Origin of the sequence: Bacillus sp. 204(2023), from assembly GCF_037027505.1 — a bacterium.
Taxonomy (GTDB): Bacteria; Bacillota; Bacilli; order Bacillales; family Bacillaceae; genus Bacillus; species Bacillus subtilis.
The window spans coordinates 228,606-245,754 of sequence record NZ_JAXCHE010000005.1; the positions used below are offsets into that span (position 1 = coordinate 228,606).

19 protein-coding genes are annotated in these 17,149 nt (G+C 46.3%); 14 read left to right on the forward strand and 5 right to left on the reverse strand.

The genetic code is table 11. The features are described 5' to 3' along the window. Positions 1 to 6 precede the first annotated feature (6 nt). From WA279_RS12670 to yunB, 4 genes are all read left to right on the forward strand, one after another. Positions 7 to 828 (forward strand): sulfite exporter TauE/SafE family protein, encoded by an 822-nt coding sequence (locus WA279_RS12670; RefSeq protein WP_003228670.1) that lies wholly within the window; start codon positions 7 to 9, stop codon positions 826 to 828. 19 nt (positions 829 to 847) lie between these two features. After that, on the forward strand, positions 848 to 2,236 hold the full coding sequence (locus WA279_RS12675) for a bifunctional metallophosphatase/5'-nucleotidase (RefSeq protein WP_336155536.1): 1,389 nt from the start codon (positions 848 to 850) through the stop codon (positions 2,234 to 2,236). A gap of 64 nt (positions 2,237 to 2,300) precedes the next feature. Beyond that, entirely contained in the window at positions 2,301 to 2,606 is a 306-nt protein-coding gene (locus WA279_RS12680; protein ID WP_038429565.1) for a YunC family protein, read from the forward strand. A 72-nt stretch (positions 2,607 to 2,678) separates the two neighbouring features. Beyond that, a complete protein-coding gene (yunB, locus tag WA279_RS12685) occupies positions 2,679 to 3,446 on the forward strand; it encodes a sporulation protein YunB (RefSeq protein WP_015483652.1) in 768 nt (255 codons plus the stop codon). A 27-nt stretch (positions 3,447 to 3,473) separates the two neighbouring features. Here the strand turns inward: yunB and lytH are convergent, their stop codons facing one another. Beyond that, positions 3,474 to 4,454 carry an L-Ala--D-Glu endopeptidase gene (gene lytH / locus WA279_RS12690; RefSeq protein ID WP_336155537.1) on the reverse strand — a complete coding sequence of 327 codons (981 nt, stop codon included), beginning with the start codon at positions 4,452 to 4,454 and terminating at the stop codon, positions 3,474 to 3,476. A gap of 234 nt (positions 4,455 to 4,688) precedes the next feature. Between lytH and lipA the strand changes: the two genes are divergently transcribed. Further along, positions 4,689 to 5,585 carry a lipoyl synthase gene (gene lipA, locus WA279_RS12695; protein ID WP_336155538.1) on the forward strand — a complete coding sequence of 299 codons (897 nt, stop codon included), beginning with the start codon at positions 4,689 to 4,691 and terminating at the stop codon, positions 5,583 to 5,585. Between the two features lie 15 nt (positions 5,586 to 5,600). Here the strand turns inward: lipA and WA279_RS12700 are convergent, their stop codons facing one another. Next, positions 5,601 to 6,233, reverse strand: coding sequence for a YhcN/YlaJ family sporulation lipoprotein (locus tag WA279_RS12700; protein WP_336155539.1), 633 nt, complete (start codon positions 6,231 to 6,233; stop codon positions 5,601 to 5,603). Between the two features lie 113 nt (positions 6,234 to 6,346). Between WA279_RS12700 and WA279_RS12705 the strand changes: the two genes are divergently transcribed. The 3 genes from WA279_RS12705 to nucF are packed head-to-tail and all read left to right on the forward strand — an operon-like array spanning position 6,347 to position 7,879. Beyond that, positions 6,347 to 6,622 (forward strand): YutD family protein, encoded by a 276-nt coding sequence (locus WA279_RS12705; protein ID WP_003228682.1) that lies wholly within the window; start codon positions 6,347 to 6,349, stop codon positions 6,620 to 6,622. A 23-nt stretch (positions 6,623 to 6,645) separates the two neighbouring features. After that, entirely contained in the window at positions 6,646 to 7,080 is a 435-nt protein-coding gene (locus WA279_RS12710; protein WP_251188299.1) for a DUF86 domain-containing protein, read from the forward strand. 28 nt (positions 7,081 to 7,108) lie between these two features. Then, the gene (gene nucF, locus WA279_RS12715) at positions 7,109 to 7,879 is read left to right on the forward strand and encodes a 5' nucleotidase NucF (RefSeq protein WP_003243196.1); all 771 of its coding nucleotides are present in this window, start codon (positions 7,109 to 7,111) and stop codon (positions 7,877 to 7,879) included. A 26-nt stretch (positions 7,880 to 7,905) separates the two neighbouring features. On the opposite strand, the gene WA279_RS12720 is transcribed toward nucF, so the two are convergent. Beyond that, positions 7,906 to 8,406, reverse strand: a complete 501-nt coding sequence (locus WA279_RS12720) for a phosphatidylglycerophosphatase A family protein (RefSeq protein WP_088326873.1) — start codon at positions 8,404 to 8,406, stop codon at positions 7,906 to 7,908. Between the two features lie 152 nt (positions 8,407 to 8,558). Between WA279_RS12720 and cotNH the strand changes: the two genes are divergently transcribed. The 5 genes from cotNH to WA279_RS12745 all read left to right on the forward strand — a co-directional run bounded on the left by cotNH (position 8,559) and on the right by WA279_RS12745 (position 15,144). Then, the gene (cotNH, locus tag WA279_RS12725; protein WP_031315327.1) at positions 8,559 to 9,578 is read left to right on the forward strand and encodes a spore coat-associated protein CotNH; all 1,020 of its coding nucleotides are present in this window, start codon (positions 8,559 to 8,561) and stop codon (positions 9,576 to 9,578) included. Between the two features lie 200 nt (positions 9,579 to 9,778). Beyond that, complete coding sequence (locus WA279_RS12730) at positions 9,779 to 11,080, forward strand: homoserine dehydrogenase (protein WP_336155540.1); 1,302 nt, start codon at positions 9,779 to 9,781, stop codon at positions 11,078 to 11,080. After that, on the forward strand, positions 11,080 to 12,138 hold the full coding sequence (thrC, locus tag WA279_RS12735; protein WP_032727094.1) for a threonine synthase: 1,059 nt from the start codon (positions 11,080 to 11,082) through the stop codon (positions 12,136 to 12,138). The genes WA279_RS12730 and thrC overlap by 1 nt, the downstream gene beginning before the upstream one ends. After that, entirely contained in the window at positions 12,135 to 13,064 is a 930-nt protein-coding gene (thrB, locus tag WA279_RS12740; RefSeq protein ID WP_003228699.1) for a homoserine kinase, read from the forward strand. The genes thrC and thrB overlap by 4 nt, the downstream gene beginning before the upstream one ends. 106 nt (positions 13,065 to 13,170) lie before the next feature. Continuing rightward, the gene (locus WA279_RS12745) at positions 13,171 to 15,144 is read left to right on the forward strand and encodes a S9 family peptidase (RefSeq protein WP_336155541.1); all 1,974 of its coding nucleotides are present in this window, start codon (positions 13,171 to 13,173) and stop codon (positions 15,142 to 15,144) included. A 42-nt stretch (positions 15,145 to 15,186) separates the two neighbouring features. Here the strand turns inward: WA279_RS12745 and WA279_RS12750 are convergent, their stop codons facing one another. Further along, complete coding sequence (locus WA279_RS12750; RefSeq protein ID WP_010886606.1) at positions 15,187 to 15,522, reverse strand: NifU family protein; 336 nt, start codon at positions 15,520 to 15,522, stop codon at positions 15,187 to 15,189. Between the two features lie 99 nt (positions 15,523 to 15,621). On the opposite strand from WA279_RS12750, the gene WA279_RS12755 reads away from it, so the two are divergent. Further along, the gene (locus tag WA279_RS12755) at positions 15,622 to 15,948 is read left to right on the forward strand and encodes a YuzD family protein (protein ID WP_014477874.1); all 327 of its coding nucleotides are present in this window, start codon (positions 15,622 to 15,624) and stop codon (positions 15,946 to 15,948) included. A gap of 25 nt (positions 15,949 to 15,973) precedes the next feature. On the opposite strand, the gene WA279_RS12760 is transcribed toward WA279_RS12755, so the two are convergent. Next, positions 15,974 to 17,041 carry an NAD(P)/FAD-dependent oxidoreductase gene (locus tag WA279_RS12760; protein WP_251188297.1) on the reverse strand — a complete coding sequence of 356 codons (1,068 nt, stop codon included), beginning with the start codon at positions 17,039 to 17,041 and terminating at the stop codon, positions 15,974 to 15,976. Between the last annotated feature and the right edge of the window lie 108 nt (positions 17,042 to 17,149).

Sequence of the window (17,149 nt, forward strand, 5' to 3'; positions counted from 1 at the left end):
TTATTGATGTCGTTTGTGATTTTGGTCGTACTGGGATTAATCGCAGGTACGGTAGGAAGTCTGATCGGGCTTGGCGGCGGAATTGTCATTGTGCCGTCTCTGATGTTTTTAAGCACAGTGACGCAGCTGTTTCAGGATGTGACGCCGCAGGTTGCGATTGGAACTTCGCTTTTGGTCATTATTTTTACGGGCCTTTCTTCAACTTTGGCTTATATTAAATATAAAACAGTTGATTATAAGAGCGGGCTCATTTTCTTTATCGGTTCAGGTCCCGGCAGCATGATCGGGGCTTACGTGTCAAAGCTGTTCAATTCAAACTCGTTTTCCGTTTGGTTTGGCATTTTTATGATTCTGATTTCATTATCCTTAATGCTGAAAGCGAAAGCCCGGCCAATCAACAAAGCGCACAAAGGAATTATCCGGACATTTCAGGATGATGCCGGTGAGCCTTATACGTACTCATATCAGGCCTCTGTCGGTATTGCCATTGCCTTTGTTGTCGGTTTTTTAGGCGGACTTTTCGGTATAGGCGGCGGATCACTGATGGTTCCGGCGATGATGCTGTTATTTCTGTTTCCGCCGAAGGTTGCGGTGGCAACGTCCATGTTTATTATTTTCCTGTCTTCTATGACAGGGTCTGTTTCACATATGATTTCCGGGCACGTCAATTGGCTGTATGCCCTCGCGCTTGTGCCCGGCGCTTGGTTCGGCGGAAAGCTTGGCGCCGCCATCAACAGAAAAATGCAGACGAAAACGATCGTTATGATCATGCGGATCGTATTGATTTTGATCGGCTGCCAGCTCATTTATGAAGGCATTTTCAGCTGAACGATTAGGGAGAGATATTATGAAGGAGAAGCTCCGCTTATATCATACAAATGATTTACACAGCCATTTTGAAAACTGGCCGAAAATTGTAGATTATATCGAGCAGAAAAGAAAAGAGCATCAGTCAGACGGCGAAGAGACGCTCGTTTTTGATATTGGCGATCATCTTGATCGTTTTCAATTCGTGACAGAGGCGACATTCGGAAAAGCGAATGTCGATCTCTTAAACCGCCTTCACATTGATGGAGCGGCGATCGGAAATAACGAAGGGATTACGCTTCCGCATGAAGAGCTTGCTGTCTTATATGATCATGCTGAATTTCCTGTCATCGTCTCTAACCTTTTTGATAAAAATGGAAACCGTCCGTCCTGGGCGGTGCCTTACCATATCAAATCATTGAAAAACGGTATGTCCATTGCTTTCTTAGGTGTAACTGTGCCGTATTATCCTGTATATGACAAGCTGGGATGGACAGTAACGGATGCTCTTGAAAGCATAAAGGAAACCATTCTGGATGTGAAAGGGCAGGCTGATATTATCGTTCTGCTGTCACATTTAGGCATTCTTGATGATCAGGCAGTGGCTGAAGCGGTGCCTGAGATTGATGTAATCCTCGAATCACATACCCATCATTTGCTTGAAGATGGACAAGTGGTGAATGGGGTACTGCTGGCCAGCGCCGAGAAATACGGGCATTATGTCGGCTGTGTAGAAATCACGGTTGACAGCGTACAGCGAAGCATCATCAGCAAAACGGCTTCTGTGCAGAACATGACGGAATGGACAGGAGAATCCGCAGAAACAAAAGCGTTTCTCAATGAAAAAGAACGTGAAGCCGAGGAGAAGCTGTCCGATGCCGTTGCAGAGCTTGCACAAGATGCTGAGGTGAAGTGGTTTGAAGAATCAGAGCTGCCTTTGCTTTTGGCATACGCCTTAAAGGAATGGTGCGAGACGGACATCAGTATGGTCAATTCAGGTGTCATTCTCGGTCCGCTAAAAGCAGGTCCTGTGACAAAGCTGGATCTGCACCGCATCTGTCCGCATCCAATCAACCCAGTGGCTGTCCGCCTGACGGGAGAAGAACTGAAGGAAACCATTGTCCATGCCGCTTCCGAACAAATGGAGCAGCTCCGGATCAAAGGACTTGGCTTCCGCGGAGAAGTGATGGGGAAAATGGTGTATGCCGGCGTTGAGGTAGAAACGAAACGGCTCGATGACGGGATCACCCACGTCACCCGGATCACACTGAACGGGGAAGATATTAGAAAACATAAACAATACTCCGTTGCGGTGCTTGATATGTTTACGCTCGGCAAACTGTTTCCGTTGATTCGCGACGCTGCAGAAAAAGAATATTTTATGCCGGAATTTTTGCGGGATCTGCTTGCTTGGAAGCTTGTACAATAAGGCAGTCAGCCCACAACAAGCTGTGCCCTTCATCATAAAGTGATGAATGAAGGGAGTGGTTGACGTGGTAAACCTGACACCGATCATGATAGAAGGACAGCCTTTTACAGCTGTGACAGTAAAGCTTCCCAAAACGAATTTTATGGCCGTCACCAATGATCACGGATACATTATGTGCGGCGCGCTGGATGTGGCGCTGCTGAATGAAAAATTAAAGGAGCGCGGCATTGTGGCTGGTCGCGCAGTTGGTGTCCGCACCATTGACCAGCTGTTAGACGCACCTTTAGAATCCGTCACGTACGCCGCGGAAGATCTTGGCATCAAAGTCGGTATGAGCGGTAGAGAAGCGCTTTTAAAAATGGTGAAATAAAATAAATTGGCCCCGGCTATTACTATGTCCCCTCTTACAAGCATACATTGTGATATGTAAGGGGGGATTTTCTTGCCAAGATATCGCGGCCCTTTTCGCAAGAGAGGACCTTTGCCTTTCCGTTACGTGATGCTCCTGTCCGTTGTCTTTTTTATCCTGTCAACAACGGTCAGCCTTTGGATGATCAATGGCTCGATCAAACCTGTTTTAATGGACATCGGCGAGATGGAAACGAAGCGTATAGCGACAGAGGTGATCCAGGATTCGATTGAGGACTATATGTCTGACAGTGAAAATATGAAAGATATGTTTCAAATGAATTCTGATGAAAACGGAAACTTAACGACAATCGATTTTAATACACAGGTTGTAAACAGTGTGAAAACAAAAGTGACAAAGCAGCTTCAGGCTCATTTGAAAGAGATGGAAACCCATACCGGACACAGCGGCGCCAGTGAAAACATTATGATCAACATTCCGCTGGGACAGGTAACCGGCAACAGCCTTCTTGGAAACCTCGGGCCGAAAATCCCGGTCCGGTTCAATTTAATCGGTGACGCTTTTACAGATGTCAAAACCAAAATCAAGCCGTATGGCATAAATAACGCACTTATTGATATCAGCATCTTTGTCGAAATTAAAGTGAAGGTCATCATTCCATTTGCCAGCAAAACCGCTGTCGTCACAAATAATGTTCCTGTATCGATTAAAGCAGTGCAGGGCGAAGTGCCGCAGTTTTATAATGGAAGCGGCGGCTCGGGTGTCACGCCTTCTGTCCAGCTCCCGAGCAGCAAAGAAGAAGACGGTGCTGATTCAAAAAAAGAAAAAAGCAGCAAATAAGCCGCCTGTCGAAGAGGCGGCTTTTTGTTACTTCTTTTTTTGGTATTCATATCGCTCCCACGCCCTCAAATGCGGGTATGGATCAAATGACCATTCGGTTCTTCCGTTATCTTTGTACATGCCATAGTGCAGATGCGGCGGGAACTTCCCGGCGGTTCCCGGCGGGCCGTATCCGGAGCTGCCGACTGATCCGATCACTTGGCCAGGCTCAACGATTTGTCCTGTTTTAATCCCTTTGGCAAACCCATTGAGATGGGCAAAATAATGATACGTATTGTTAATGTCCCTGATGCCGATTCTCCATCCTCCGAAGCGGTTCCAGCCCTTCATTTCAACTACGCCGTAACATGTGGATTTGACAGGAAGGCCGTAATGGGCAAAGATATCCGTACCTTCATGAATCCGCCTTCCACCGAAGCCGCGGGCATCTCCCCACGTGCTTCGATAGCTGTAATCGGTTCTGATTGGAAGCGGGAATGCATGCTCGCCCAGATCAATATGGCCGTAGGCTTTAAACAGCTTCATGAATTCAGATATGATCCCCACTGTCTGATCACGCCGGTAATAATTCCAAAGCCCGATCCGGATGTTGTCTTCATCTGTGCCATACGACAGTAAGTATTGGCTGAACGTATACAAAATATCTTCATCGTTGCTGACCTCGGCTTTCCCGTCTCCATCGCCATCCATTCCGATTCCGTCAAACACTTTAATGCTTAACGGCGCATCATCTTTCGGATTCGGGTTTTCAGGCCCGCTCCAGATTTCATCGGGTATATAGATGCTGATGATTCCCGCCTTGTCAGGCAGATCTTTCCGGTTGCTCCGCACGTTCTCTTCGTATTGATCAACAGCGGCGAGCGCATACCAAGGGATCTGTGTCACAGCTTCGATTTTATGATATAATTCCATCCGTTTCGACAGCACTGGATCTGAAAGCTTTTTTCCAGACGCAGAAGGCTCAAATGCAAACAAAAGGAGAAGAAGAGCGGATAACAAAACTTTCACAAAATAATCTCCTTTCATATTGAATACACATAGTTTGCGGCAACCCGGCTTAAAAATGTCAGTAATCATCTTCCCTTGTCGAGAAATTTTTCCTATGTTAAAGTGTCTAAAGAAAAGACTTTCTTTAGTTAGAAAAACATTATTTTTGTTGCAGAACTAAAACCTGCACCTTTCTCGTTTTCAGAATGTTTCGTGTCAGAAATTGAGTATATTGGATATTGGAGATGATGGGAATTGGCAAAGAAAGACGAACACCTCAGAAAGCCCGAATGGCTTAAAATTAAATTAAATACAAATGAAAACTATACAGGGCTCAAAAAACTCATGCGGGAAAACAACCTTCATACCGTATGCGAAGAAGCAAAATGTCCGAATATTCATGAATGCTGGGCTGTCAGACGTACAGCGACATTTATGATTTTAGGTTCTGTTTGTACAAGAGCATGCCGTTTCTGTGCTGTCAAAACAGGCCTTCCAACTGAGCTTGACCTGCAAGAGCCGGAACGCGTAGCGGATTCAGTCGCGCTTATGAATCTGAAGCACGCGGTTATTACGGCTGTTGCGCGTGACGATCAGAAAGATGGAGGGGCAGGCATTTTCGCGGAAACTGTCCGTGCGATCCGCAGAAAAAGCCCGTTCACAACAATTGAGGTGCTGCCGTCTGATATGGGCGGAAACTACGATAACCTAAAAACCTTAATGGATACACGCCCAGACATCCTGAATCACAATATCGAAACGGTTCGCCGCCTGACGCCAAGAGTCCGCGCGCGTGCGACGTACGACCGTTCATTGGAATTTTTGCGCCGTGCGAAGGAAATGCAGCCTGGCATTCCGACAAAATCAAGTATCATGATCGGACTCGGCGAAACAAAAGAAGAGATTATTGAAGTAATGGACGACCTCTTGGCGAACAACGTGGATATTATGGCAATCGGCCAATATCTGCAGCCGACGAAGAAACACTTGAAAGTCCAAAAATACTACCATCCTGATGAATTTGCAGAATTAAAAGAAATCGCGATGCAAAAAGGCTTCAGCCATTGTGAAGCCGGTCCGCTTGTCCGTTCCTCTTACCATGCGGATGAACAAGTAAACGAAGCATCTAAAAAGCGTCAAGCACAAGCATAATGCCAAAACGCCAGATCATCTGGCGTTTTTGTCATTCCTATCGATTTTCATGTCCTGACGCGTTTCTCCATTGGCATTTTCATTCTCTGAGACAGGGCTTCCTTGCGGGGAGGTTTTCATTTCTTGAATCGTCCCCGACATGATCTCTCTGATATTCCTTAAACCAGAGCCGAGATTGCTGTAATTTTCGACGGATTGCATATGGTTTGGATTATCGGAAATATACACGTGGTAGTATCGCGGTATCACGGAAGCCGCTGTTTTTTTCACCTGATCGGCGGTCAGCTCCCGGTTTTTAGAATCGGTTTTGTATACGACAAGCGCTTCTCGGTCAGTCACCAATGTCGCAGCATCTTGAATATGGGGGAGCTGAACCGTTAAACTTGATATCATGTGAGCGGTTTCTTCCCGGTTCATCACCGGCGTTTTCTGCTGGTCTCCGTCAAATTGTTCTTTTTGATAGCGGACATAGCCAAATTGTTCGTTCTCATTATGCCTGTTAAAAGCCTCGTTGCGGTCCGACACATGAATGGGTTTGGTTTGATTCTGCGTCTGATTCCGGACATTTTGTGCATTATCTAATCCTGCGCCTCCGCACCCGGATAATAGTCCGGTCAGCAGGCAGAGGCTGACAGCGGTTCGTTTCATTTATCAATCCCTCCTCATGTGTAGGGTAGCCAAATCGCATGATTTATTCTTTAGCAATTGATGGGGACGGGGCAATGAATTATGATAGGAATGAGTGAAAAAGAGGTGAAATCATGATTCTTATTCAAAATGCCGAATTTGAATTGGTGCACAATTTCAAAGACGGCTTCAACGAAGAGGCTTTTAAAGCCCGCTACTCCGATATATTAAATAAATACGATTATATTGTGGGAGACTGGGGATACGGTCAGTTAAGGCTCAAGGGCTTCTTTGACGACCAGAATCAAAAGGCAACCTTCGAAACGAAAATCAGCACATTAGATGAATATATTTACGAATACTGCAATTTCGGCTGTGCGTATTTTGTCTTGAAACGGATCAGAAAATAAATATACACAAAGGGGATGCTGTCATGTATTTTGTTGACAGAAGCAAAATCGAGAAAACACTAGGGTTCTTCGAGCACCAGCTGGCGCTATTTGACTCACAAACAGATTGGCAGTCTGAAATCGGGGAATTGGCACTTCAGCGTATAGGCCATCTGTTAATCGAATGCATTTTGGATACAGGCAATGACATGATTGACGGCTTTATTATGCGGGACCCGGGAAGCTATGACGACATTATGGATATACTTGTTGATGAGAAAGTTGTCACGGAAAAAGAGGGTGATGAGCTCAAAAAATTGATCGCCTACCGCAAAACGTTGGTTCAACAGTATCTGCTCGCTGACAGCGGCGAGCTTTACAGGCTGATCAAGGTGCATCAAACAGCTCTTCAGGACTTCCCGAAACGGATCAGAAGCTATTTGGAAACAGAGCTAGGACCTGTTTCCGCGTTTAAATAACAACTGGAAAGCCACAGGAGTGTTGGATATGAAAACATATAAAGGGTATTTAATTGATTTAGACGGAACGATGTACAATGGCACGGAAAAAATCGAGGAAGCGTGTGAATTTGTCAGAACGCTGAAAGATCGCGGCGTTCCTTATCTTTTCGTGACAAACAACTCTTCGCGCACACCGAAGCAGGTAGCGGACAAGCTCGTGTCTTTTGATATTCCGGCAACAGAAGAGCAGGTCTTCACGACCAGCATGGCAACTGCCCAGCACATTGCACAGCAGAAAAAAGACGCGTCTGTGTATGTGATTGGGGAGGAAGGAATCCGCCAGGCGATTGAAGAAAACGGCCTGACATTTGGCGGAGAAAACGCGGACTTTGTCGTTGTTGGCATCGACCGTTCCATTACATACGAAAAATTTGCCGTCGGCTGCCTGGCAATCAGAAATGGCGCCCGCTTTATTTCCACTAACGGAGATATTGCGATTCCGACTGAAAGAGGGCTTCTGCCGGGAAACGGCTCACTGACATCGGTGTTAACCGTATCTACAGGTGTACAGCCTGTATTTATCGGCAAGCCGGAATCAATTATTATGGAGCAGGCGATGCGCGTTCTCGGCACAGATGTGTCTGAAACACTCATGGTCGGCGACAACTACGCCACTGATATTATGGCCGGCATTAACGCGGGTATGGATACGCTGCTCGTTCACACAGGCGTAACGAAAAGAGAACATATGACAGACGATATGGAAAAACCGACTCACGCCATTGACTCTCTGACTGAATGGATTCCATACATTTGAAAAAAGGGCGCCCTAAAAGGGTGCCCTTATTCTGTATGCCGCGCGCGGTGAGCAAGTCTGCTTGAAGCCGCGGCGGAAATCGCTCCGACGATGTCATCTAAAAAAGTATGGCATTCACCGGTTGATTTATCATTCAATCGTTTAAGGATTCCGGGTTTTTCTTTGTCGATGTAACCGTAGTTCGTAAACCCGATCGATCCGTAAATGTTCACAATGGAAAATGCCAGAATCTCATCTACTCCATATAGGCTTTCATCTATTTCCAGCATCGTTTGCAGCGGTTCAGACAGTTTTTTCTGCTCAGCAAGAACATCCAATTCAATGCCCGTTAAAATCGCGTTTTGCACCTCACGTTTTGCGAGAACACGATTGACGTTCAGCGTGCATTCATCAATGGTTAAATCCGGATGATATTTTTTCTGCAGAAAAAAGACAAGCTCGGCAATGTCTGATACCTCAACGCCGCGCTCCTTCATCCGTGCTCTTGCTTTAGCTTCCATCTGACTGAATTGTTCGTTTTCTGACATCAGCTTCACCCAATCTTTTTTACTAGTTTATACAAAATGCTTGAGAAGTTTACGACTTTTTCTTGCGCCTTCTTCGGATTAAAATATGTATTCATAATTCCGGCTGTGTATGACTACGATGTGATGAGCCCTAATTCAACAGGCAGGTGATCATGGTGAAAGGTACAATAAAAGAAAAATACGGCATTCACATCAGGCAGCTTTCCATGTACCAGCACACATATCAATGCTTTCAGACGCCTAATTCATACTTTCTGATTGTCCCCGTTTCCCAATTCTCAGATACAGAGCTGGCGGAGCTTTATTACATGAGTCAGTATTTACAAGAACAAAGTGACCCATACGTTTCGGTTTTTATCTTTACAAAAGAAGGTGAGCTGACATTTGAACATGATGGAAAAACGTACGCTCTGCTGAAGGCGGCCCCCCCTTATTCAAACAGGGCGTTCTCCATTGGAGCGGAGCTTGCGGAATTTCACCGAAAAGGCCGAGGATATCCATATGAGGTGAAGGCAGCCGGAAGAATCGGCCAGTGGAAGGATCTGTGGGGAAAACGAATTGATCAGCTGGAAGCATTTTGGCAGAGAAAGGTTCAGACCCCTCCGCATGAGCCATTCGATAAAAAAATGATCGAATCATTTCCATATTATTTAGGACTGTCAGAAAACGCGATACAATATTTAGTGGACACTGAGCTGGATGACAAGCCCCAAGCCGCTGATTCAGGAACGATATGCCATCAGCGGATGGAAAGGCATACATGGTCACCGGAATCATTGATCAGGATTCCGGCCGATTGGGTGTTTGACCACGCTTCCCGTGACTTGGCTGAATATATGAGGCATACGTTTTTGCATCACAGACAAGATTTTAATCAGCAGGGCTTTCTCTTTTTACAGGAATACGAGCAAGTCACACCGCTGTCTTCATTTTCGAAACGCCTTTTATACAGCCGCCTGCTTTTCCCGCTTCATTATTTTGAAATCGTGGAAAGCTATTACATGTCATCAGAATCAGAAAAGCATTATTTTGAAGAACAGCTTGACTTCATTCTTAATGACTGTGGGCGTTATGAACAATTTCTCAATACAGCGCAGGAATTCATGAATATGCGGGCGCAGAAGCTGTTTGTTCCACGCGTCAGCTGGCTCGGAAAAGGCAGCTCAGGGTGAGGAGAAAATCTGACAAAAATAATTAGAAAATAAAGAATCTTGTCATATCAATGCATTAAGCGTTTACATTCACAAAATTCAGCCTAGTGCTGTCTTGTCAAAACAGGAGCGGGCTTATATAATGTTTGTAACTTATATGTCTGTGTTGAGTTAACAATTGTCTTTTTCAAGAGGACAATCAAAAGAAAGGTGGAGTTTTTTTGAAAGCGATTCGTGTAGGGCTTTTAGGTTTAGGTACCGTCGGAAGCGGTGTCGTTAAAATTATTCAAGACCATCAGGATAAGCTTATGCATCAGGTCGGCTGTCCGGTTACGATAAAAAAAGTGCTTGTAAAAGATATAGAGAAAAAGAGAGAAGTAGATTTGCCGAAGGAAGTGCTCACGACAGAAGTGTATGATGTCATTGATGATCCAGATGTTGATGTCGTCATCGAGGTGATCGGCGGCGTTGACCAGACAAAACAATATTTGGTCGACGCGCTGAGATCGAAAAAGCATGTTGTCACAGCAAACAAGGACTTAATGGCTGTGTACGGCTCCGAGCTGCTTGCCGAAGCGAAGGAAAATGGATGCGATATCTACTTTGAAGCCAGTGTTGCCGGCGGGATTCCGATTCTGCGCACGTTAGAGGAAGGCCTCTCATCAGATCGAATTACAAAAATGATGGGAATTGTGAACGGCACAACAAACTTTATCTTAACAAAAATGATCAAAGAGAAAAGCCCATACGAGGAAGTGCTCAAGGAAGCGCAGGATCTCGGTTTTGCCGAAGCTGATCCGACTTCTGACGTGGAAGGGCTTGACGCCGCACGGAAAATGGCGATATTGGCGCGCCTCGGCTTCTCGATGAACGTGGATCTGGAAGACGTCAAAGTAAAGGGGATCTCCCAAATTACAGACGAGGACATCAGCTTCAGCAAACGCCTCGGCTATACAATGAAGCTGATCGGGATTGCTCAGCGTGACGGCAGCAAAATCGAGGTCAGCGTACAGCCGACACTGCTTCCTGACCATCATCCGCTTTCTGCTGTTCATAATGAGTTTAACGCTGTTTATGTATACGGCGAGGCTGTCGGTGAGACGATGTTCTACGGGCCGGGAGCCGGAAGCATGCCGACAGCGACATCTGTTGTTTCTGACCTCGTCGCTGTCATGAAAAATATGCGCCTCGGTGTAACCGGCAACAGCTTTGTCGGACCGCAATATGAGAAAAACATGAAATCGCCGTCTGACATTTATGCACAGCAGTTTTTAAGAATTCATGTAAAAGATGAGGTTGGTTCATTCTCGAAAATTACATCTGTGTTCTCAGAGCGGGGCGTGAGCTTTGAAAAAATCCTTCAGCTGCCAATTAAAGGCCATGATGAGTTAGCTGAAATCGTAATTGTCACACACCATACATCAGAAGCTGATTTCAGTGATATTCTGCAAAACCTAAATGATTTGGAAGTCGTTCAAGAAGTCAAAAGCACATATCGTGTAGAAGGGAACGGTTGGAGCTAATGTGGAAAGGACTTATCCAGCAATATAAAGAATTTTTACCTGTAACAGATCAAACACCGGCGCTAACTTTACATGAAGGAAACACACCTCTTATTCACCTGCCGAAGCTGTCTGAGCAGCTCGGAATTGAGCTTCATGTCAAAACGGAAGGCGTCAATCCTACGGGTTCATTTAAAGATCGCGGAATGGTTATGGCTGTGGCAAAGGCAAAAGAAGAAGGCAATGACACGATTATGTGCGCGTCAACAGGTAACACTTCCGCTGCTGCGGCAGCATATGCAGCTCGTGCTAACATGAAATGCATTGTCATCATCCCGAACGGAAAAATTGCATTTGGAAAACTCGCTCAAGCTGTCATGTACGGAGCCGAGATTATCGCAATTGACGGAAACTTTGACGATGCGCTTAAAATTGTCCGTTCCATCTGTGAGAAATCACCGATTGCCCTTGTCAACTCAGTCAACCCTTACCGCATTGAAGGCCAAAAAACTGCTGCCTTCGAAGTGTGCGAACAGCTGGGGGAAGCGCCTGATGTTTTAGCGATCCCGGTCGGAAACGCGGGAAACATCACTGCGTACTGGAAGGGCTTCAAGGAATATCATGAGAAAAACGGCACAGGCCTTCCGAAAATGCGCGGCTTTGAAGCTGAGGGTGCGGCGGCAATCGTGCGCAATGAAGTGATTGAAAATCCTGAAACAATAGCGACAGCCATTCGTATCGGAAACCCGGCAAGCTGGGACAAAGCTGTAAAGGCAGCCGAGGAATCCAATGGGAAAATTGACGAAGTCACTGATGATGAAATCCTTCACGCATATCAGCTGATCGCCCGTGTAGAAGGCGTGTTTGCAGAACCGGGTTCTTGCGCGTCTATCGCAGGAGTGCTGAAACAGGTGAAATCCGGAGAAATTCCGAAAGGCAGCAAGGTCGTAGCTGTGTTAACAGGAAACGGACTGAAAGATCCGAACACAGCGGTCGACATTTCAGAAATCAAGCCCGTCACATTGCCGACTGATGAAGACAGCATCCTTGAATATGTAAAAGGAGCGGCCCGTGTATGAACGAAGCCGACATGCTGTTCTCTGTCACTGTTCCCGGAAGCACAGCTAACCTAGGCCCCGGCTTTGATTCAGTCGGAATGGCGCTCAGCAGATATTTGAAGCTGACCGTCTTTGAAAGCGACAAATGGTCTTTTGAGGCTGAAACAGAAACAGTCGCCGGAATTCCGGCGGGTACAGATAACCTGATCTATCAAGTGGCTAAACGGACCGCAGATTTGTACGGAAAAGAAATGCCTCCTGTCCATGTGAAGGTGTGGAGCGACATCCCGCTTGCACGCGGCCTTGGCAGCAGCGCCGCGGCGATTGTAGCGGCCATTGAACTGGCTGATGAATTATGCGGCTTAAAGCTGTCTGAAGCGGACAAGCTGCATTTAGCCAGTCTAGAAGAAGGACACCCGGACAATGCTGGCGCTTCTCTCGTCGGCGGACTTGTGATCGGCCTGCATGAGGATGACGAGACCCAAATGATCCGCGTCCCGAATGCTGACATTGACGTAGTCGTTGTCATTCCTTTTTACGAAGTGCTGACAAGAGACGCGAGAGACGTGCTTCCGAAGGAGTTTCCATATGCCGATGCCGTAAAAGCAAGTGCTGTCAGCAATATCCTCATTGCTGCGATCATGTCCAAGGACTGGCCGCTCGTCGGGAAAATCATGAAGAAGGATATGTTCCATCAGCCGTACCGGGCGATGCTTGTGCCTGAGCTGTCAAAAGTAGAGCACGTCGCCGAGATGAAGGGCGCATATGGAACGGCTCTCAGCGGAGCAGGCCCGACGATTCTCGTCATGACCGAAAAAGGAAAGGGAGAAGAGCTAAAAGAACAGCTCGCGCTTCATTTCCCTCATTGTGAAGTAGACGCTTTGACCGTTCCGAAAGAGGGAAGTATAATAGAGCGAAATCCTTTATATCAAGTAAAAAGTGTATAGATCATGCCAAGCGTTCCTCAGCGTCAGCGGAGGGCGCTTTTTTTGCTGGAGATAAAGGAGTTTTTATTTAGAAAAAAGAAATACATGTAAAAAGGAGGAGATGAATATGAAAAAGCTGATAACCGCAGACGACATCACAGCGATTGTCTCTGTGACCGATCCTCAATACGCCCCAGACGGCACCCGTGCCGCATATGTAAAATCACAAGTAAATCAAGAGAAAGATTCGTATACATCAAATATATGGATCTATGAAACGAAAACGGGCGGGTCTGTTCCTTGGACACATGGAGAAAAGCGAAGCACCGACCCAAGATGGTCTCCGGACGGGCGCACGCTTGCCTTTATTTCTGATCGAGAAGGCGATGCGGCCCAGCTGTATATGATGAGCGCTGAAGGCGGAGAAGCGAGAAAACTGACTGATATCCCGTATGGCGTGTCAAAGCCAATATGGTCCCCGGATGGCGAATCGATTCTGGTCACTGTCAGTTTGGGAGAGGGAGAAAGCATTGATGACCGAGAAAAAACAGAGCAGGACAGCTATGAACCTGTTGAAGTGCAAAGCCTCTCCTACAAACGGGACGGCAAAGGGCTGACGAGAGGTGCGTATGCCCAGCTTGTGCTTGTCAGCGTAAAGTCGGGTGAGATGAAGGAGCTGACAAGTCACAAAGCTGATCATGGTGATCCTGCTTTTTCTCCTGACGGCAAATGGCTTGTTTTCTCAGCTAATTTAACTGAAACAGATGATGCCAGCAAGCCTCATGATGTTTACATAATGTCATTGGAGTCTGGAGATCTTAAGCAAGTTACACCTCATCGCGGCTCATTCGGATCAAGTTCATTTTCACCAGACGGAAGGTATCTTGCTTTCCTTGGAAATGAAAAGGAATATCAGAATGCAACGCTCTCAAAGGCGTGGCTCTATGATATCGAACAAGGCCGCCTCACATGTCTGACTGAGATGCTGGACGTTCATTTAGCGGACGCGCTGATTGGAGATTCATTGATCGGTGGTGCCGAACAGCGCCCGGTTTGGACAAAGGACAGCCAAGGGTTTTATGTCATCGGCACAGATCAAGGCAGTACGGGCATCTATTATATTTCGATTGAAGGCCTTGTGTATCCGATTCGTCTGGAAAAAGAGTACATCAATAGCTTTTCTCTTTCACCTGATGAACAGCACTTTATTGCCAGTGTGACAAAGCCGGACAGACCGAGTGAGCTTTACAGTATCCCGCTTGGACAGGAAGAGAAACAGCTGACTGAAGCGAATGACAAGTTTGTCAGTGAGCATACGATATCAATATCTGAAGAGATTCAATATGCTACAGAAGACGGCGTGACGGTGAACGGCTGGCTGATGAAGCCTGCACAAATGGAAGGTGAGACAACATATCCACTTATTCTCAACATACACGGCGGTCCGCATATGATGTACGGACATACATATTTTCATGAGTTTCAGGTGCTGGCGGCGAAAGGATACGCGGTCGTTTATATCAATCCGAGAGGAAGCCACGGCTACGGGCAGGAATTTGTGAATGCGGTCAGAGGAGATTATGGAGGAAAGGATTATGACGATGTGATGCAAGCTGTGGATGAGGCTATCAAGCGAGATCCGCATATTGATCCTAAGCGGCTTGGTGTCACGGGCGGAAGCTACGGAGGTTTTATGACCAACTGGATCGTCGGACAGACAAACCGCTTTAAAGCTGCCGTCACCCAGCGCTCGATATCAAACTGGATCAGCTTTCACGGCGTCAGTGATATCGGCTATTTCTTTACAGACTGGCAGCTTGAGCATGACATGTTTGAGGACACAGAAAAGCTCTGGGACCGGTCTCCTTTAAAATACGCAGCAAACGTGGAGACACCGCTTTTGATTCTGCATGGCGAGCGGGATGACCGATGCCCGATCGAGCAGGCGGAGCAGCTGTTTATCGCTCTGAAAAAAATGGGCAAGGAAACCAAGCTTGTCCGTTTTCCGAATGCATCGCACAATTTGTCACGCACCGGACACCCAAGACAGCGGATCAAGCGCCTGAATTATATCAGCTCATGGTTTGACCAATATCTCTAATAAAAAAAGCCAGGCTGATCAAATATCCGCCTGGCTGCTTTATTAAAAGACTTGTTCTACTTCAACGACACCCGGCACTTCTTCTAGAAGAGCGCGCTCAATTCCGGCTTTCAGCGTAATTGTTGAACTTGGGCAGCTGCCGCATGCGCCTAGAAGACGAAGCTTAACGATACCTTCATCTACGTCTACAAGCTCACAGTCACCGCCGTCACGAAGTAAAAACGGACGAAGTTTGTCCAGTACTTCCTGCACCTGTTCTTTCATTTCAACTTCAGTCATGACATTCGCTCCTTTCGTCGTCATAAAACCATTATATTCAGTGTAACAATAAAAATCTATTGTTTGGTTTGCAAAGTTGCTCTCCCTATTATAGCACATTCAGACTTCAACACAAAAACGGTTTTTTTCTATAAAAATGTCCTTTGGCTCTGTATACTTAAAAGAAAGGACTTACATAGGAGAAGGGGGCGTTTACAAGTGATGAAACCAGTCATGCTAAGCGTGTACGGGGCAGAAACCGTGTGTGCGAGCTGTGTAAATATGCCGACAGCCAAGGATACATACGAGTGGCTTGAGGCTGCGCTGAAAAGAAAATATCCAAATCAGCCTTTTGAGATGCAGTACATCGATATTTATGAGCCGCCTGACAATGAACATGCGAAAGAGCTTGCGGAAAAAATCAGAAATGACGAGTATTTTTATCCGCTTGTGCTCGTAGAAGACAAAATTGTCGGTGAAGGCAATCCAAAATTAAAAGACGTTTATGAGGAAATGGAGAAGCATGGGTATACAGAAAACCGCTGACTTGATCAGCGGTTCTTCTCTATCATTAACCGTTATGGTGTTTATACATCCACAGCAAGCCGGATTTCAGCATACGCGGAACACGGCCGATCAGAGGACGGTCAGCAACAAGCCCGAAGCCGGCTTTTTTTCCGAGTGAACCGAGGACACCTTTCAGCTTAAACTGCGGCATTGATTCAGGCAGGGCTTCTCCATTCCAGCGTTTTTGCAAGATTTGGACAATCTGCTCTGCTTGAGCCTCTGCCAGCTGGGCGCTCGGTGCATGAGGAAGGCTGGCGCAATCGCCGACAACGTACAGATGTTCATCACCTGGAAGATTGTGATGAGGCGTTAATACAATACGCCCTTGTGCGTCCTTCTCCACATCTAAGTCTCTGACGACTTTGTTTGGCTGGATGCCGGCTGTCCACACAATGGCGTCTGCAGAAATCGGATCATCGTGGTTATACACAACGCCTTCTTCTACTTTTGTGATATTTGCCCTGTTAATAATGCGGACACCGTGCTCTTCGAACCATTTTTGCACATATTTGCTTAAACGCTCGGGAAAGCTTGATAAAATGAGATTACCGCGGTCGAACAAAATAATGTTCAGGTCATCACGGCTTTCTCTCAATTCACTTGCAAGCTCAACGCCGCTTAAGCCCGCTCCGACAATGGAAACGGTGGCATTAGCGCTCAGATTATTCAGCTTTTGGTAGGTTTCGCGGGACTGATCGATGGTTTGAATACTGTAGGTGAATTCAGGCGCTCCCGGCACGTTGTGATATTTATCCTCACAGCCGAGCCCGATTACGGCGTCATCGTAAGAAATCGGTTCACGATCTTGGAACAGCACTTGTTTTTGTACAATATCAATTGATGTGATATCACCGTATTGGACATCCAGGCGAGGGTGCTCTGGGAATGACACTCTGATATGATGGTCAGAAATTGTGCCTGCGGCAAGGGCATAATATTCTGTTTTCAAGCAGTGATAAGGATTTCTGTCAATTAACGTGATTGAAACATCATCAGGCAGCTGGTTTGGCAATAAGCGATGAAGAACACGCATGTTCCCGTAACCTCCGCCGATCAAGACCAATTTTTTCATTTGAATTCCCCTTTAATCCGAAGAGTATGATAGACACATTGAAGAAAATACGAACTATGTAAAATAACATCTAGAATTATATCGAATTTGATCTAAAATCACAATAAT

Bases quoted from the DNA above. Each gene is read 5' to 3' on its own strand.
- thrB (WP_003228699.1), top strand. From the start codon at position 12,135: ATGAACGAAGCCGACATGCTGTTCTCTGTCACTGTTCCCGGAAGCACA.
- WA279_RS12670 (WP_003228670.1), top strand. From the start codon at position 7: ATGTCGTTTGTGATTTTGGTCGTACTGGGATTAATCGCAGGTACGGTA.
- WA279_RS12745 (WP_336155541.1), top strand. From the start codon at position 13,171: ATGAAAAAGCTGATAACCGCAGACGACATCACAGCGATTGTCTCTGTG.
- WA279_RS12675 (WP_336155536.1), top strand. From the start codon at position 848: ATGAAGGAGAAGCTCCGCTTATATCATACAAATGATTTACACAGCCAT.
- WA279_RS12720 (WP_088326873.1), bottom strand. From the start codon at position 8,406: ATGTCAGAAAACGAACAATTCAGTCAGATGGAAGCTAAAGCAAGAGCA.
- WA279_RS12750 (WP_010886606.1), bottom strand. From the start codon at position 15,522: ATGTGCTATAATAGGGAGAGCAACTTTGCAAACCAAACAATAGATTTT.
- thrC (WP_032727094.1), top strand. From the start codon at position 11,080: ATGTGGAAAGGACTTATCCAGCAATATAAAGAATTTTTACCTGTAACA.
- WA279_RS12710 (WP_251188299.1), top strand. From the start codon at position 6,646: ATGTATTTTGTTGACAGAAGCAAAATCGAGAAAACACTAGGGTTCTTC.
- cotNH (WP_031315327.1), top strand. From the start codon at position 8,559: ATGGTGAAAGGTACAATAAAAGAAAAATACGGCATTCACATCAGGCAG.
- nucF (WP_003243196.1), top strand. From the start codon at position 7,109: ATGAAAACATATAAAGGGTATTTAATTGATTTAGACGGAACGATGTAC.
- WA279_RS12700 (WP_336155539.1), bottom strand. From the start codon at position 6,233: ATGAAACGAACCGCTGTCAGCCTCTGCCTGCTGACCGGACTATTATCC.
- WA279_RS12760 (WP_251188297.1), bottom strand. From the start codon at position 17,041: ATGAAAAAATTGGTCTTGATCGGCGGAGGTTACGGGAACATGCGTGTT.
- WA279_RS12705 (WP_003228682.1), top strand. From the start codon at position 6,347: ATGATTCTTATTCAAAATGCCGAATTTGAATTGGTGCACAATTTCAAA.